Source organism: Peribacillus frigoritolerans, from assembly GCF_004358755.1.
Taxonomy (GTDB): Bacteria; Bacillota; Bacilli; order Bacillales; family Bacillaceae; genus Bacillus_P.
Map to the genome: position 1 here is coordinate 1,189,269 of NZ_SMZY01000002.1, position 16,859 is coordinate 1,206,127.

The following is a 16,859-nucleotide window of genomic DNA, read 5'->3' on the forward strand; positions in this document are numbered from 1 at the left end:
CCTTAATTTGAATTTGTGATATTGCCAGTTCGCTTAATCTCCGCTTCCGCATGTACGTCCACATCCGCACCGGAAAATAACTCTTCCCATTGGTCCTTCAGCTTTTTCCACTGATCCGGATTTTGACGGTAAATCGTTTCTCCAAATCCATAAATATCGGTTTGACGATTTTGGGATTCTTTAATCGACGCCAGTATTTCTTGTTCAATGAGCCCTTCCAGCTCTTTTTCAAAGTCTGTAATCGTCCTTTTTTTCTTCATTTTTTGATTCTCACAGCCTAAACCGTCTATTTCAGCTTCCGCTTTTATGGTTACGCTCAGTTTGATGTGATCACCTGTCATACTGGCTTTCTTTTTGACTTTAGCGTACGTCACCTTTATTGTTGTTGAATTTTCATCGTCACAGGGCACCGTGATGAATGTCTGCTGTATCCTATTTTCTAAAAAAAGAACACTTCTCTTTTGCTCCTCTTCCAGCCAATAAAGAAATTTCCCTTCTTGATCAAAAACAGCCAGTCCTGACACAAGACTTGATTTTGGAGCTGCCTGTTCAAGGTTCACTTTTTGACTTGTCTTTTCCGTATAGTCTGGAGTTTTTACCCCGCTGACGATAGGATATCCTTCTTCGGAATCTTTCTTTATCAGGAATTCTTTAATAGACACAGTCATCGTATTACCGAAGCTCTCCTCATTCATTTTCAGCTTGCCCTTGATGGAGAAAGCCGGAAGTTTATTGATCATTGTCAAAGAGTTAAGAACCTGAAAGGCTGAAGCCTGATTCCCTATCACAATCGGAATGTTTTCCCTGATCTCAGGCTCCCTTTCTAAAATATCAAGAAGCGGAAAGATCCCCCGCTCAGCTAAATCCTGCCCGATGACAATTAAGGCCACATGAGTGTAAAAGGTGCTTCGGGATACTTGCTTTGCCGCATCCCCCAGAGCGTCAATAAAAGTTGGGCCAACACCTGTATAATTGACAATTGGAATGGATGTTGTTCCGCTTGTAGCACCTGTAATGGAAATTATTTCGCTCGGATCAGCAATTTGAAGGGTGACCTGATAGCCGCTGTCATCGTGAACATCCACTCCAAGCGCCAAAATTAATGCAAGCTCGTTTAACTCTTTTTGGGTGCCGCAGCCGCTCATTAGTAAGAAAAAACAGATCATCAGCGCGATTTTCTTCATGTTGAACTCTTCCTACCTTTTTTGCCTGAATTATTATAGGTGAAATAAGGCATATTGAGTGATTTTAAACTCATTAAATGACCCATCAAAATTAACATTGAGAGAAGCAGACCGTAAAAACCGAGAAAATAAGAAACGAACATAAAGATAAACCGTAGCATCCTTGCGGTTGTAGCCAAGCTGTAGTTGGGTGTTGTGAAGCTTGAGATTGCCGTAATTGAGACCACTATCACAACCGCTGTAGATACAAGACCTGCCTCTACTGCCGTTTGACCAATGACTAATGCTCCAACAATCGATACCGCCTGGCCGATTGCTCTCGGCATTCGGATTCCTGCTTCCCTTAAAATTTCAAAAGTTGTCTCCATAATTAGAGCCTCAATTAAGGAAGGAAATGGAATTCCTTCCCTTTGAGCATAGAGACTCAGCAGGAGACTGTTTGGAATCATTGCCTGATGATGTGTCACCAGACCAATATAGATAGACGGGGCAAATAAGGACAGGAAAAAAGCAAAATATCTTAGGCCCTGCATGAATTTATCAATGCTGAACTGCTGAAAATAATCCTCCGTTGTCTGGAAAAAAGTACGGAATTCGATTGGGCAATAGAGGACAAAAGGTGTTCCGTCAATAAAGATGGCGATTCTTCCCTCATACAGGTTACTGACAATTTCATCAGGTCTTTCTGTATGATTTATCACGGGAAATGGAGTAATCTGATCGTTTTGTACGATTTTTTCGATATAGGCAGATTCCATGATAATATTTGGATGTTTATTCACAAGCTTTTCTTTTATTGCTTCAAGAGCTTTCTCATTCACCTTATCTTTTAAATACATCAATTCAACTTTTGTATGAGAGTACTCGCCTTCCTCAAGCTTTTCCACACAAAGACCAGGACATTTCAGACGTCTTCTGACAAGTGAAGTATTTACTCTGATATCTTCTATAAAACTATCCTTTGGCCCGCGGATAACCGTTTGGGATGTAGGCTCTGAAATTGGTCTTTTTTCCCCGCCTGATGTTCCTACAATTAAAGCAAATCCTATTTGATCAAAAAGAAGAATTGTATTTCCCTCTAGCAGCTCTTTTGTGATGTTCTCCCACTTGTTTTCCATTTTAATGTCATCGATTGCGATGATCGTATCTTTTAATTCTTTTAAATATTCGGGGGATGCATACTGCTTATTTTCAGCGAGCGATTCGATGAGAGGCTTTAAGGTAAATTCAAACACTTTTGTATCATCTGATATTCCGTCAATCCTTGTCATAATTCCTTTAATGTTTGAATGGCTGAATGATTGGATCTGGTGAATAATCATGTCAGCGCTTCCGCCTGTAATTTCTTTCATCCGCTCACAGTTCAGTGTTAAATCAGACGAGATTCTGCCATCAGTTATGGTCATTTAACCACCGCAATTGTTTTTGATTAGTATGTATCCTGAATTCTTAAATATGTATTTTAAACCTTTTTTTAACAATTAAGCTGCTTTTAAGGTCTGGGTAACCATGTGTAAAGCTAATACTGCTAGACTGGGAGTAGTGAAGGAGCTGACTAAATGAAAGCAATTTTCAGATTTACCGCAACGGCCGCGTGTCTTTTGATGATTTCAAGACATTTTGGAGTATCATTCGCATCCCAGTATTATTGGTGGCTTGCTGCTCTTTTTTTGGGCAGTTTAACCGGAAATATGATTTGTTACCTGATTGAAAAAAACAAACTGAAACATACAGGATCCTCTTAACAAATGCGCGGATTTGAATTAAGGTTATGAAAGACAGAAAGGGGAAGATTTCCTTGATTCATACTTGTAAAATTCTATTAGTGGACGATGAAGAAGCGATTATTAAGCTCGTCCGCACGGTGCTTCAAAAAGAAGGCTTTTTACATATAGATGAATGCTTAACAGGAGCAAACGCTCTTAAAGCAATAGAGAGTAAACATTATGATTTAATCGTGCTCGACATCATGCTTCCTGATATAAGCGGTTTTGATCTTTGCCCGCTTATCAAAGCAAAAACAGATGCGCCAATCATTTTTTTAAGCGCAAAAAGCAGTGATTTAGACAAATTATCAGGCTTTGCATATGGCGCAGATGACTATATTACAAAGCCTTTTAATCCTCTCGAAGTGGCGGCACGCACTAAAGCCCTGTTAAAGCGCACGATGCCTCAAACCAATCAAAAGACTGCTCCAGAAGAGCGGTATGAGTACGACCGCTTCACACTAAATGTTTCTTCAGCTGAATTAACCGTAGGAAATCAGACGGTTGACTGTTCGGCACAGCTCTTTCAGCTGCTGATTTTCTTCTGCAAGCATCCAAATCGCGTATTTACCAAACATCAGCTCTATGAAAACGTCTGGAATGAGCATTACATGGTTGATGACAACACGGTTATGGTCCACATCAGAAAGCTCCGCGAGAAAATTGAAGAAAATCCAAGTCAGCCGCGTTATATTAAAACAATCAGAGGCCTTGGCTATAAATTTGTAGATAACAGGGTCAAACCATGAATTTAAAAAGAAAGCTTACGCGTTTTTTCATTTTTCATATGATTGTCTGGTTTATTCTGTTTTTAACCATTACCGGAGTATCACTTGCGATCCTGATGACACAGGATTTCAATAACATGCTTGAAAAAGAAGTGAAACGAATTGATCCGCTGTATATTGGAGATATCTTTCATTTTTCAGATGATGATGCCATCTCGCTTGACGAGTCTGCCAGAGATGCAATCAAAAAGCAGAATGGCTGGCTGCAGGTCATTGATGAGGAAGGACACGTTGCCTTTTCATACTTGACACCTTCTTCTATTCCCAAAAACTATTCCATGGACCATTTTTTTGCAGATGCTGAAAAAGCCTTTCACTATGATCAGACGTATTGGATGCTCCATCAGGAAGAAAAGTCCTATATTGTCCTCTACGGAAAGCATTCTGCAAATACAGACCTAATGACGAAACTTATAGAGAACGGCATTTCTTTCAATCAGAAGCCAGTGCTCTCAAAAGAATTGCAGGATGAATTTTCAAAACAAAAAGCCTGGCTTGCGGTATATGATTCTGAGTACTCCTTAATTCACTCCCACAATAAACAAAATAAAAATCTGCCGAAATACTTTGAGATCCTGTCTTATAAGAAAGAACCGTGGAATCACAAAACGTCCATATCGACTTATGCAGATCCGGCAACCGGCTACAAATATATTATTGGGTCCCCAAATAAGGAGTACTTCCCGGATGATCAATTTGACAACAGTCTCATGATCTCTTTATTCAAATGGATTATCGTTTTCGTTCTTTTCACTGGAATCTTATTTTTCGTTATCTCTATCTGGTATTCAAATAAGCTTGGAAAGCCGCTGCTTCATATGATTCTATGGCTTGAAAATCTTGCGACGGGCAGATATGAGGAACCTCTATCTAAAAAAGGCGTCCGGGCAAGCTCACGGCAAAACGGAAAATTGAAAAATTCGTTTAGAATCTACCATGATATTATCTACTCACTCAACGTGCTCACCTCAAATTTAATTCAAAAGGATAAGGACCGAGCTAAGATGGATGAAAGAAGAGAAGACTGGATTACCGGCCTGTCTCATGATCTGAAGACACCTTTAAGCTCCCTGTACGGCTATGCCTACATGCTGAAGTCCGATCAATATGACTGGACGAAGGAAGAAGTGCAGGAGTTCGCTTGCATTATGAAAGACAAAGCAAGCTATATGACGTCTTTGATTGAAGACTTCAATTTGACCTATCGCCTGAAAAATAATGCCCTTCCGCTTCAGATTGAGACAGAGGAAATGAACGAAACAATCAGAAGATCCATCGTGCATGTTTTAAATGATCCGCAATATCAAGAACGGGAAATAGATTTTCACCCTTCGGATGATGAAATCTATTTCCCTATCGATAAAAGATGGTTTCACCGTATTATTGAAAACCTTGTCGCTAATGCATTCAAGCATAATCCTTCTTCAACTGAAGTTGAAATTTCTTTGAAAAAAGAAGCTGCATTCTTCTCTGTCCTGATTAAAGACACCGGAAACGGGATGGACGAGGCAACTAAGGATAATCTGTTTGACCGTTATTTCAGAGGAACAAATACAGAAGAATCTACAAAAGGGACTGGACTCGGACTTGCCATTGCAAAACAGCTGATTCTTGCTCATCATGGCGAGATCGCTTTTTGGAGCGAGCTTGGAAAAGGGACAGTCATTACACTTAAGTTCCCCCTTTAATTTCTTTGAAACAGGCCCATCAAATTAGGAACGGGCCTGATTCATTGGATCTATTTTACACTCTGAAAATGATGTTCATTTTACAGACTCTGTGATATTTTTATAGTAGATTATTCCTTAAAAACAGAAGATTTCCGCCATATAATGTAAGCGCTTTATACTAGTTTGTGCAAAAGGGGCTGTCGCGTTTTATGAAAAGAAAGGATTTGATTTACAGCTTATTTAAGGAACGGAGCAGGGCCTCCTATTCTGCTGCGGAAATTTCAAAATTGCTTCAGCTTGACCGTGCTAATGTAAGCAGCGATCTGAATAAACTTGTAAAAGAAGGAAGACTGTCAAAGTCTTCATCAAGACCTGTCGTTTTCTTTTTAAATGCTGGGGATGATACGGAAGTTTTCAGACCTGTTATCAGTTTATTTGACTCTTTTCAAAAAGAAAACAGAAGCTTACGGACCTCCATCGATCAGGCTAAATCAGCAATTCTTTATCCGCCTCATGGCATGCATACGCTCATTTTCGGCGAAACAGGCGTCGGAAAATCCATGTTCGCCTCCATCATGCATAAATTTGCCCGAGAAGCAGGCCGTCTGCATGAAACGGCTCCATTCGTTGTCTTTAATTGTGCAGACTACGCAAATAACCCTCAGCTTTTGCTTGGCCAGCTGTTCGGTGTAAAAAAAGGCGCCTATACTGGTGCAGTTGAACAAAAAGGGCTGATAGAGAAAGCTGACGGAGGCATTTTGTTTTTAGATGAAGTGCATCGCCTTACACCAGAAGGTCAGGAAATGTTATTTACGTTTATTGACGGGGGCATGTACCGCAGACTGGGAGAATCAGAGAATGAAAGAACGGCTCAAGTTCTCATTCTGGCTGCTACAACGGAGGACCCTGTCTCTTCCCTGCTTGGTACCTTCAAGCGGAGAATGCCGATGTTTATCACCCTTCCCCCGCTCCGGGAACGATCCTCAGAAGAACGTCTGCTGTTAATTAAACGCTTCTTCACAGATGAAAGCATCCGCCTGGGTAAAGAAATCTCAGTCTCAACGAATACGATCCGGGCATTGCTTTTTTATCCTTGTACAAGCAACATCGGCCAGCTAAAAGCAGATATTCAGCTAACATGCGCCAAAGCCTATGCCGACTATGTCACCAATAAAAAACAAAGCATTCATATCAGGTCTTCAGACCTGAATTGGTACATCAAAGAAGGGCTTTTTATTGAAAAGAAAACGAAGCACACTCTTATTCAAATGAATGAACAGTACACTTTCAGCCCGACCGATTCTTATTCCGTACAAAGTCAGCCTTCGTTTGACCATTCAATCTACGAGCATATTGATATGAAATATGAGGAACTGAAAAATCGGGATATTGATCAGGCAGAGCTTGCGATGCTGATGGACCATAACATTCAGTCTCTTTTCAAACAATATTTAAAACAAACGATTCAGCAGATGAGCAAAGATAACCTCCAAAAAATTTTGTCAGCCGACATTGTAAAAGTCAGTGAAAAAATCATTCACTTAGCTGAAAAAAAATTAGGCCGCACATTTGATGAGAAGGTATTTGTAGGCTTGTCGCTTCATCTGCAAACCTTAATGCAGCGTCTTGAATCTCACAAGTCAATCTATCATCCCAATCTAACAGCGATCCGCGATCAGTACCGCGATCAGTTCAATGTAGCCATAGAAAGTATGAGGCTCGTAGAGGACACGTTCTCAATCACCATACCATTTGATGAAGTTGCGTTTCTTACGATGTTTTTCGTTGTCGACTCTGATGAAACGCCAAGCTTTCAAACCGCCGTCTTCGTTTTGGCACATGGAAACGGAATTGCAAGAGAGATGGCCGCCGTAACCAATCACCTGCTTGGAAACGAAGATGTAACCGGCATTGATATGCCGCTTCATGAATCGCCTGAGAAATTTTTGCATCGTGTTAAAAGAGAAATGCAGCCTCTGAATCATTGCACTGGACTGCTCCTATTAATCGATATGGGATCTCTTGCCTTTATCGGAGAAATGATTGAAACAGAGTTTTCTATTCCCGTTAAAGTCATTTCTATGGTCAGCACCGCCCATGTCATCGAAGCATCCCGGAAAGCAAGCCTTGGCTATCACTTGGATGAACTCTATGAAGATGTAAAAAATTTAACTCCCTTTTATATGCAGACTCAAAAAGAGAAACATTCAAACAGCCAGACGCTGAAATCAGTGATCCTGACAGCCTGCTTAACCGGAGAAGGCAGTGCGATTGCCATTAAAAACATCCTTGAAAACTATCTGCATTTCAATAAAGAAATCATTGAAATATTGCCGATCAGCATTTTTGACCGAAAAGAAATGCAAAAAATGCTGACTAATATATCAAAGGAGCGCAGCATCCTCTGTGTGGTCTGCAACTTTGAAATCGCCTTGCCATACAGAACCATTCACGTCCAGGATATTCTGAATATGAAAGAAATCAAGCCGATTCAGGAGCTGATTACTCATGAAGAAACGTATATTAAAATGGCCGATGCCCTTCAGCAGACTCTCTCAATTGACGATGCAGGCGAAGTTATAACCATTGTGCGGAACGTTTTAAACGATCTGCAGCTGCAGACCAATACCTATTTAAATCATGAAAGTCTGATGGGAATTGTTCTTCATATAAGCTGTATGCTGGACCGGCTCCGGAAAAATCAGCCGTTTGTCAGCTATCCTGATAAAGATGCGAAAATAAATGAACATTATCTTCTCTATTTAAAAATACGAAAAGCCCTAAATAAAATTGAAGAGGCTTATCAAATTGCCATTCCGAATGATGAAGTGTGCTTCATTATGGATTTCTTATTAAAAAATGAGAGCAGTGCTAAAACTGAGAAAACGTCCGTCTGATGTATACCAGACGGACGTTTATTTAATGATAAAAGGTTTATTTGCAAATAATAAAACAATTCTCAATAAAGGTAAAAGATGAAATCGAAGGGGTTATATAATGGAGAGAAATTATGCAATAGACTTTAAATTTTTTGCGATATTTGCTGTAGTAGTGATCCATACTTTTCCCTTTTCCATTAGACAGTCAGATTGAATTGTTTATTCTTGATAACCTTTCCAGATTCGCTGTACCTTTTTTCTTTGTTGCTTCTGGTTATTTATTTGGAAATAAAATCATAAATACTCGGGAGTCTGTTGGATATTTCAAAAGGTATGTTATTAAAATTTTTAAAATTTACGTATGCTGGCTCATTTTTTATACAATATACGCTGTACTCGTCATATATCTAAGTGATTCTAATGTACTTCAGAAATTAATGCAGTATTTTGATGAATTTACAGTGATGAATCTATTCTATTTTGGCAAAGGGACCAGCGGATATCAGTTATGGTTTTTAACATCCTTAATTTGGAGTATCATCATTCTGTTTATCTTTTATAGACTAAAAAAAATAAATGTGCTATTAACCCTTAGTTTCATTTTGAACATACTAGGCCTTTTCGGACAATCCTATTCATTGTTCTTCAATATTTCAATCAGTACTAGAGATGCTCTATTCTTTGGTTTATTTATACAGTGTTAGGATTTTCCTTTGCTTTTCATTCACAAATGATTAAATCCCTGAAAATAAACGGAACTATTTATTTATATTTGTTTATTGTCTTTTCATTTCTGCAAGTGATGGAGGGCTACATTTTAGAAAAGATATTTTCCGGCAGTCACGGAGAATATTTCATATCCACCATTTTTCCAACCGTGTTTTTATTTTCCTATGCACTGCATAACAAACAATTAGGAAAAGGTTTGTTTATAACCAAAATCGGCAGCAACGCTCTTGGTATTTATATTATCCATGTTTTTTTCATAAAACTTATTGATATAGGTGTAAATAATTTGGGACTGAAAAGCATGACAGAAAATTTAATTTGGACCCAGCTATATACCCTGTTTATTTTTGTTATTTCGTATATTGCATATAGTTTAATTCAATATTCAAAACAGGCATTTTTGGGGTAGAAGATTGTTAGCACGAATATATTTTCGTAAAGTAAATGCTGCGTAATAAAGGTAACTTTCTTTTTTACCTCTTCTACAGCATTTCCATTTCTTATATGGCCTCCTTTGGATCGCAGTGTTGCTCTTGATTTGCAAGCTATACACGTCTAGCTGCCATTAATATAGACAGCTCATTGCTTCTCTGCAAACAATAGGAAGATCCCTTTAATAGAGCTTCATCAATATACGCTGGATGACACATGACTTCAACACGAATATCCCCTTGATATGATTTCATCAAATCCGTAAAATAATCCGGGTTTAAATCATCTCCGTAAAAAGTATGCACAAATACATCAGAGAATGCTTGCAGTCCTTCCTTTTCCCCTTCCCAAAAACGCCTTGTAGGCAAATCATACTTATTTGCGAGATTCTTAATAACCTGTTCCAGCACTGGCCATGAATGAACATGATGATGACTGTCAAGATGAGAAGGAGTAAGGCCAAATGACAAAAAACGCTGAATTTGCGTCTCCCATTCAAGCTCAACTTCGGCAACATTTAAATTCTGATTTTGGTTAGGATCATTCTTTATCTTAAAGCAGCCGTTATCATCTATTAATGAAGGCACTAGATTGCTCGCAGCCCTCCCGCAAGTGAGCGTTAAGTGAATGCCAATCTGCAGATTAGGATGCTCCTTAGCAAGAGAAACCGCGTGCTGTGTTCCAGGCATATTCACCATCATTGTCGCCGAATTTACAATGCCATGAGTATGTGCATCAATAATTCCGTAATTCACTCCCCGTGAATAACCAAAATCATCTGCATTGATAATAAAATGAGGCATAAACTTCCTCCTTTCCTAATAAGACTGTGTTTGCATAAATATTCCTTAATCCCTAAAAATGTTAGACGTACTTTTCCGCGCAATACCAAGTTTTAAAAGTATGTTTAACGATAAGATGCTTCCTTGAAAAACTGCGGAAGGTGTTCTTTATGCGCTTCCAGCATTTCATCAAGGATTTGCTTTGCCACACGATCAGAAGGAACAAGCGGATTAATTGTCATGGCGAGCAGGGCCGTTTCATAGCTGCCTGTTACTGCTGCCTCTGCTGCCATCCGCTCAAACGATTTGATTTGCTGAACAAGCCCGTTTACAGCAACAGGAAGCTCTCCCATTGCAAGTGGTTTCGGCCCATCCTGCGTAATAATGCAGTCCACTTCAACAGCTGATTCATATGGCAGACCTGTAATGGCTCCTTTATTTTGGACATTTACGGTCTGAATGTCCCCCTTGTTGTTATAGATGGAATGGATTAAGCTGCATGCTGCATCACTGTAAAAGGCTCCTCCCCGCTTTTCAAGCTGCGGCGGTTTAATTGATAAGTCAGGATCCTTATATAGTTCAAACAAATCCAGTTCAAGCTGTTTCACAACTTCTCCCCTGCATCCTTTTACAGCAGCTTCTTCTTTCTCCTGCTGCAGCATTTCTCTTGTTTTATAATAATAGCGATGATATGGGCATGGAATGGCCTGCAGCGCTTTTAAAAATTGCGGCTCCCATTCAAGAGAAGCAATGTTCTGCATCGACATTTGCTTCTCTCCGGCAGTCAGCTTATCAATGACATCAGCTGTTTTGTCCTTCCCATCTAAATATACACGCAATCCAAATACCATATGATTCAATCCTGCAAAATCAATATGGATTCTCCCGCTTTCAACATTGAGCGTTTTGGCAATGTGCATTTTCATGCCGATCGGAACATTGCAAAGCCCTACAACTTTAGTAATCTTGCTGTATCTTAAAACAGCTTCAGTCACCATTCCTGCAGGATTCGTAAAATTGATCAGCCAGGCATCTGGACAAAGCTCCTCCATGTCACGGCAAATATCAAGAATGACAGGAATAGTGCGCAGCCCTTTAAATAACCCTCCCGGACCATTAGTCTCTTGACCGATCACATCATATTTAAGCGGAATTTTCTCATCCAAGATCCTGGCGTCTATTGAGCCAATCCGCATTTGAGTCGTTACAAAATCCGCATCCTTCAATGCAAGTCTTCGGTCGGTTGTTAAAAAAACATTGATTGGGAGACCTGCTTTTTCAATCATTCTCTTGGCCAATTGTCCGACAATCTCCAGTTTCTCCGAGCCTGTTTCGATGTCAACGAGCCAGATTTCCGATACAGGAAGCTCGCTGTAGCGTTTGATAAATCCTTCTATTAATTCCGGCGTATAGCTGGAACCGCCGCCAATCGTTACAATTTTCATCCCATTCACCTCATTAGTATTAGTGAAAAAAAGAAAGGAGAGCGTTAACAGTTCGTTCTCCTTCACTCTTTTTTCAGTTTTTCTTTTCGATCTTTTTGTGCAGATAAATAATCTCCTGTGTCAGCTCGCGGACAGTGATCGTATTCATCAAATGATCCTGTGCATGCACTAAAAGGATGGACACTTCTGCTTTCTGACCGCGCGCTTCTTCCTGAATAAGTCCCGTTTGAGAATGATGAGCCTCTGTCAGCTCTTTTTTTGCCAATTCAAAACATTCTTCCGCTTCTTCAAAGTTTCCTTCTCTTGCATATTGCATCGCTTCTATAAGAGAACTGCGCGCATTGCCGCTGTGAAGAATGATTTGGAAGGCGGTTTGTTCAATTGAAATGCTTGCTGTCATGTTTGAGCTTCCTCCCTTTACTAAACAGATAAATGATGATTCCCCGCTGCTGTTTGTTCTTTTATTTTTTTCGCATCAATCCGCTCCTGCATGATGACAAATGGCAGATAGATAGCAATTGAGATAACGAGATTGATTCCTGCCATAACGGCTCCTGATAGATGGGCGCCTGTTGCGAGGTAACCGCCGATTATAGGAGGTGTTACCCAAGGAATGTTTGTAACGACAGGATGAACAAGACCAAAGTCAATGGCTAAATAAGAGGTAATCGTCAGGACAATCGGTGTTGAGATAAATGGAATGAGCCAGATTGGATTCAGGACGATCGGCAATCCGAATAGGACAGGCTCGTTAATCTGGAAGACTCCAGGCGGCATGCCAAGGGCTACAATTTGCTTGCGTTTCTTTGAAGCAACAAGCAAGGCAATTAATAGTCCAAGTGTTGCTCCTGATCCGCCCAGGAAAACAAAGGCATCGAAATATGGACCTGCCATAACAGCATATTTGCTGAGATCATCAACCCCCGCAGCAGCAAGATCGATGTTCTTGTTTCCAAGCTGGGTAAATAAAGGCGTTGTAATTCCGCCAAGAATATTTGGACCGTGCAAACCAATTGCCCAAAAAGCATGAATAAGAAACGCAAGTAAGATGGCAAACGGCAGAGAATCGGCTGCATTTGTAAGCGGTGCAACAAGCACTTGGTTCAGCCAGTCATTTACATACATGCCATTTGTTGCTTTTCTGAAGAGCAAACCGCCAAGTCCGAACACAAAAATGGTAATCATTCCAGGAACGAGTTTTGCAAAGGCTCTTGCAACTGCAGGCGGTACACCATCTGGAAGCTTGATAATTAAAAACTTCACTCTTGCTAATCTGACAAAAACTTCTGTCGCAAGCAGAGATACAACGATTCCTGTAAACAAAGCAGTAGAGTTTAAATACGTATTGCTGATAAAGCCCCAGGCATCCCCTGTCTCAGGTTTCTCTGCAATCGTCAGTGTCACTTTTGCTACTTGAGGAACAAGGACAAAAAACGATGCCAGTGCAACAAGCATGGCTTCAAAGCCATCGTCATCATAGGATCTTGCAAGTTTGTAGGCAATTCCAACGACGGCAAAAACAGTCATGAAGGCAAAAGTGCCCCACCATATATCTCCGCCAAGAGTTGTCCACGTATCCCCAAAAATCCATACCATCATTTTTTGATACGGCGGGATGGCTGCACCTAGATTGTTAAATAATACAGCGAATGAACCAATCATTGTAATCGAAATCATACCAATAAGTGCGTCGCGTATCGCTAATAAATGCCGATTATTTCCAAACTTAACGGCACCCGGAAGAATATACTTTTCAATAAACTCCATCATCATCTTTCACCCTCAATCTCAAAGTATATAGAATCTATTTTTTCGCCAAGCCTACTGCTGCCTCAAGCACAGCCTTGCCGTCCATCATTCCGTACTGAATGGAATTGATGACTTCAACCGGTATCCCCTGAGGATCAGCAATCGCTTTCATATTTTTCAGCAAAAACCTTACTTGCGGACCGAGCAAAACAACATCCGCATTTTTCATTTCTTCTTTTGCCTCATCGCCTGACACAGCCCAAATCTTTGCTTCAACCCCTTGTTCCGCTGCTGCTTTTTCCATTCTTGTCACAAGCATACTAGTCGACATTCCCGCTGAACAAACCAGTAAAATATTCATCGTTTCCCCTCCATTTGTTTTTCTCTTTCACTTAGTTATAATGCAAGTCCTGTGCCAACTCTTAAATCCTCATGTTTATCAAGCCAGTGGGAATGTTGTGTTTCATTCATTTCATAGTGTGTTGTTTTTAAAAGCGGCAGTGTGTTAAATTGTTTTTGCTTAGTGTGTGATTTGAGCTTTTATTTGTGTTGGTGAAATTCAGGGGGTATAAATTTATTGAGGCGTAAAAATTATACGAATACAAAAAGCCTAATTCCTCTGGGTTTCATGAGAGAAATTAGGCTTTCATTAGTTCTGTTAATTATAAATTCCCGATCGAAATAAATTTTGTTTCTAAATATGGCTCAATGCCTTCCGTACCGCCTTCTCGACCCAGACCGCTTTCTTTCATTCCGCCAAATGGCACATGAGCAGCAGAAGGAGCTCCATCATTCCAGCCTATAATACCAAAGTCTAAATGTTCACTTAAATAGGTTCCGATTTTGTAATCATTGGTGAAGAAATACGCAGCAAGTCCGTAAGGCGTACTGTTCGCAATTTCTGCAGCTTCTTCAATATCTTTAAAGCTCATAATCGGCGCTACAGGACCAAATGTCTCTTCCTGCATGATTTTCATGTCTTCATGAACATTTTGCAAGACGGTAGGATAGACAAAGAAATAACCCTGTTCCTTGCTCGCGCGGAATTCATTTCCAGTCAGTACTTTCGCCCCTTTATCTAGAGCATCATTGATTTGTTCAACAATCTTGTTAAATCCTTTTTCATTGATAATTGGACCAATTTGAGTTCCCTCTTCAAGACCGTTGCCTACTTTTAATTCTTTCACTTTCTCAGTCAATTTCCGAGAAAATTCTTCAATAATATTTTCATGAACGATAATACGGTTGGCACATACACATGTTTGCCCCGCGTTTCTGAATTTAGAGGCGATGGTTTGCTGAACAGCGAAATCAAGTTCTGCATCCTCCGCAATGATGAGAGGAGCATGCCCGCCTAATTCCATTGTGACATGTTTAACCGTTTCGGCACTGTTTTTGATGAGGGATTTTCCTACAGGCGTCGAACCTGTAAACGTAATTTTTCTTACATATTCACTTGAAGTAAATAAGTCTCCCACTTCTTTGCCGTCACCAATCACATATTGAATGGCGTCCTTTGGGATCCCTGCTTCATGTGCGAGTTCAATTACCTTAATAGCAGTCAAAGGCGTATCTTCTGCAGGTTTCACAATAAAGGTACAGCCGGCTGCAAGGGCCGGGGCTGCTTTTCTGGTCATCATTGCGGCCGGGAAATTCCACGGTGTAATCGCAGCGACTAACCCTATTGGCTGTTTGCTTACGAAAATTCGTTTTGATTCTGAAGACGCCGGAATGGTGCGGCCATAGATGCGTTTGGCTTCTTCAGCATACCAGTCAATATAGCTTGCAGCGTAGTCTACTTCACCTAATGATTCTTTTAGAGGTTTCCCGTTCTCAAGCGTCATGATTTCAGCGATTTCGCTTTTATTTTCCTGTATTTTTCGTGACCATTCTTTTAACAGTCTTGATCGTTCGTGAGCGTTTATTTTAGACCAGCTTTTAAAGCTTACATGTCCTTTTTTAAGCGATTGTTTAATTTCCTCTTCAGAATGAATGCTTACTTCTGCAATCATCTGCCCTGTAGCAGGATTATTTACTTTGAACGATTCCGGCATTCGTATTCAACTCTTTTCTATTTTCTTTTGGACTGGAGAAATATAAGGCGGCTCCAATTAAACACCATACAGCAAGAATGATCCATTCCATCGGCCAGACAAGAGCAGAAGGCATGCCAGGCAAATAGAAGCTTAAAAACACGATGCTTAATATGATAGCAAGAGTTCCTGTTGTTTTCCAGTATTTCACTTTGTACGGACGTTCTAAATTCGGTTCTGTTTTCCGAAGCTTTAAAAAAGCAAGAGACACGATCAAATAGCCGACGACGATTCCAACTCCGCCTGCATCTACAATCCAAACGAGGGCCGGTCTGCCTAAGAAAGGAGCGATGAAGGCAAGCAGTCCCAGAAAGAGAATGGCGTTTGTCGGAGTTTTATATTTTGGATGGATATGAGCAAACCATTTAGGGATCATATCCCGAATGGCCATCGCATAGAGAATCCGGCTGCCCCCGATAATAAAGGCATTCCAGCTTGTAACGATTCCCGCTACTCCGCCCAGGACAAGAATGGTGCCAAACCATTGATTCCCGAATAAATTGACCATGGCATCAGCAGTAGCTAATTGGGAACTATTTATCTGCGACTCTGATAACCCTGTTGTAACCCCGAATACGATAAATAAATAAAACACGACAGATGTGATAATTGATATGATCAAGATCCGGCCAATAATCTTCGGTGGTGCGTTAATTTCAGAAGCGACCTGCGGAATAACATCAAAGCCAACGAATAAGAATGGAATCATAACCAATACGGCCATCGTCCCTCCGGCTCCATTCTTAAAAAGAGGCTCAAGGTTAGCTGTATTCCCGTTTTTAATGGCTCCGAATACTAACAGGAGGCCCACCGCGACAATGGCAACTGTAAAAACAGACTGGAAAATGGCTGCCGGTTTTATCCCAAAGTAATTTAAAGCTGTTAAAAAAACGGCGCCGACAGATCCGATCAGGGCCCAGGTTAAGTAAACATCCCATCCCCCCAATGTCCAGAGAAAAACTTGATGCTGCACGGGATAAATATAATCTAAAACGGTAGGAAGCGCGACGGCTTCGAAGGTGATAACAGAAACATATCCAAATAAAACAGCCCAGGCTGCTACAAATGAACTCCGTCTCCCAAAAGCACGCAAGACGAAAACCAGTCCCCCGCCTGTTTCCGGAATAGCTGCTGCAAGCTCTGCATAAGTTAAGCCAATGAAAATAACCAATAGTCCGCCAATCAAAAAGGCGATGATGCTTCCTAAAAATCCTGCTTTAGATACCCATTCACCTGACAGAACAACCCATCCCCACCCAAGCATGGCACCCATGGCTAAGAATAAGACATCTACCTTCGACATTGATTTCGAAAAATTCTTCTCCATCTAATTCCCCCCAAT

General features: G+C 40.5%; 14 protein-coding genes. 5 read left to right on the plus strand and 9 right to left on the minus strand.

Features of this window, described 5'->3' with window-relative positions:
- Positions 1 to 2: 2 nt before the first annotated feature.
- Both E2R53_RS13220 and E2R53_RS13225 read right to left on the minus strand, forming a co-directional pair.
- A complete protein-coding gene (locus E2R53_RS13220) occupies positions 3 to 1,184 on the minus strand; it encodes a Ger(x)C family spore germination protein (protein ID WP_133312174.1) in 1,182 nt (393 codons plus the stop codon).
- A complete protein-coding gene (locus E2R53_RS13225) occupies positions 1,181 to 2,590 on the minus strand; it encodes a spore germination protein (protein WP_133312175.1) in 1,410 nt (469 codons plus the stop codon). The genes E2R53_RS13220 and E2R53_RS13225 overlap by 4 nt, the downstream gene beginning before the upstream one ends.
- 153 nt (positions 2,591 to 2,743) lie before the next feature.
- Between E2R53_RS13225 and E2R53_RS13230 the strand changes: the two genes are divergently transcribed.
- From E2R53_RS13230 to E2R53_RS23765, 5 genes are all read left to right on the plus strand, one after another.
- Entirely contained in the window at positions 2,744 to 2,929 is a 186-nt protein-coding gene (locus E2R53_RS13230) for a hypothetical protein (RefSeq protein WP_133312176.1), read from the plus strand.
- Positions 2,930 to 2,985: 56 nt separating this feature from the next.
- Positions 2,986 to 3,699 (plus strand): response regulator transcription factor, encoded by a 714-nt coding sequence (locus E2R53_RS13235; protein ID WP_133312296.1) that lies wholly within the window; start codon positions 2,986 to 2,988, stop codon positions 3,697 to 3,699.
- On the plus strand, positions 3,696 to 5,426 hold the full coding sequence (locus E2R53_RS13240) for a HAMP domain-containing sensor histidine kinase (protein WP_133312177.1): 1,731 nt from the start codon (positions 3,696 to 3,698) through the stop codon (positions 5,424 to 5,426). Before E2R53_RS13235 ends, E2R53_RS13240 begins: the two co-directional genes overlap by 4 nt.
- A 191-nt stretch (positions 5,427 to 5,617) precedes the next feature.
- On the plus strand, positions 5,618 to 8,305 hold the full coding sequence (locus E2R53_RS13245; RefSeq protein WP_133312178.1) for a sigma 54-interacting transcriptional regulator: 2,688 nt from the start codon (positions 5,618 to 5,620) through the stop codon (positions 8,303 to 8,305).
- 197 nt (positions 8,306 to 8,502) lie between these two features.
- Positions 8,503 to 8,991, plus strand: a complete 489-nt coding sequence (locus tag E2R53_RS23765) for an acyltransferase family protein (protein ID WP_165970981.1) — start codon at positions 8,503 to 8,505, stop codon at positions 8,989 to 8,991.
- A gap of 570 nt (positions 8,992 to 9,561) precedes the next feature.
- Here the strand turns inward: E2R53_RS23765 and chbG are convergent.
- The 7 genes from chbG to E2R53_RS13285 all read right to left on the minus strand — a co-directional run bounded on the left by chbG (position 9,562) and on the right by E2R53_RS13285 (position 16,844).
- Entirely contained in the window at positions 9,562 to 10,251 is a 690-nt protein-coding gene (chbG, locus tag E2R53_RS13255) for a chitin disaccharide deacetylase (protein WP_133312179.1), read from the minus strand.
- A gap of 104 nt (positions 10,252 to 10,355) precedes the next feature.
- The gene (locus E2R53_RS13260; RefSeq protein ID WP_133312298.1) at positions 10,356 to 11,684 is read right to left on the minus strand and encodes a 6-phospho-beta-glucosidase; all 1,329 of its coding nucleotides are present in this window, start codon (positions 11,682 to 11,684) and stop codon (positions 10,356 to 10,358) included.
- Between the two features lie 64 nt (positions 11,685 to 11,748).
- Positions 11,749 to 12,063, minus strand: coding sequence for a PTS lactose/cellobiose transporter subunit IIA (locus E2R53_RS13265; protein WP_286166196.1), 315 nt, complete (start codon positions 12,061 to 12,063; stop codon positions 11,749 to 11,751).
- 32 nt (positions 12,064 to 12,095) lie between these two features.
- On the minus strand, positions 12,096 to 13,448 hold the full coding sequence (locus E2R53_RS13270) for a PTS sugar transporter subunit IIC (RefSeq protein ID WP_286166178.1): 1,353 nt from the start codon (positions 13,446 to 13,448) through the stop codon (positions 12,096 to 12,098).
- Between the two features lie 31 nt (positions 13,449 to 13,479).
- Positions 13,480 to 13,785: a PTS sugar transporter subunit IIB gene (locus E2R53_RS13275; RefSeq protein WP_133312181.1), complete on the minus strand. Its 306-nt coding sequence runs from the start codon at positions 13,783 to 13,785 to the stop codon at positions 13,480 to 13,482.
- A 301-nt stretch (positions 13,786 to 14,086) separates the two neighbouring features.
- Positions 14,087 to 15,478, minus strand: coding sequence for an NAD-dependent succinate-semialdehyde dehydrogenase (locus E2R53_RS13280; RefSeq protein WP_133312182.1), 1,392 nt, complete (start codon positions 15,476 to 15,478; stop codon positions 14,087 to 14,089).
- Complete coding sequence (locus E2R53_RS13285; RefSeq protein WP_133312183.1) at positions 15,453 to 16,844, minus strand: APC family permease; 1,392 nt, start codon at positions 16,842 to 16,844, stop codon at positions 15,453 to 15,455. The genes E2R53_RS13280 and E2R53_RS13285 overlap by 26 nt, the downstream gene beginning before the upstream one ends.
- Between the last annotated feature and the right edge of the window lie 15 nt (positions 16,845 to 16,859).

Excerpts from the sequence above, each read along its gene's own strand:
- E2R53_RS13240 (WP_133312177.1), top strand. The coding sequence starts at position 3,696 with ATGAATTTAAAAAGAAAGCTTACGCGTTTTTTCATTTTTCATATGATT.
- E2R53_RS13245 (WP_133312178.1), top strand. The coding sequence starts at position 5,618 with ATGAAAAGAAAGGATTTGATTTACAGCTTATTTAAGGAACGGAGCAGG.
- chbG (WP_133312179.1), bottom strand. The coding sequence starts at position 10,251 with ATGCCTCATTTTATTATCAATGCAGATGATTTTGGTTATTCACGGGGA.
- E2R53_RS13220 (WP_133312174.1), bottom strand. The coding sequence starts at position 1,184 with ATGAAGAAAATCGCGCTGATGATCTGTTTTTTCTTACTAATGAGCGGC.
- E2R53_RS13280 (WP_133312182.1), bottom strand. The coding sequence starts at position 15,478 with ATGCCGGAATCGTTCAAAGTAAATAATCCTGCTACAGGGCAGATGATT.
- E2R53_RS13285 (WP_133312183.1), bottom strand. The coding sequence starts at position 16,844 with ATGGAGAAGAATTTTTCGAAATCAATGTCGAAGGTAGATGTCTTATTC.
- E2R53_RS13270 (WP_286166178.1), bottom strand. The coding sequence starts at position 13,448 with ATGATGATGGAGTTTATTGAAAAGTATATTCTTCCGGGTGCCGTTAAG.
- E2R53_RS13225 (WP_133312175.1), bottom strand. The coding sequence starts at position 2,590 with ATGACCATAACTGATGGCAGAATCTCGTCTGATTTAACACTGAACTGT.
- E2R53_RS13275 (WP_133312181.1), bottom strand. The coding sequence starts at position 13,785 with ATGAATATTTTACTGGTTTGTTCAGCGGGAATGTCGACTAGTATGCTT.
- E2R53_RS13230 (WP_133312176.1), top strand. The coding sequence starts at position 2,744 with ATGAAAGCAATTTTCAGATTTACCGCAACGGCCGCGTGTCTTTTGATG.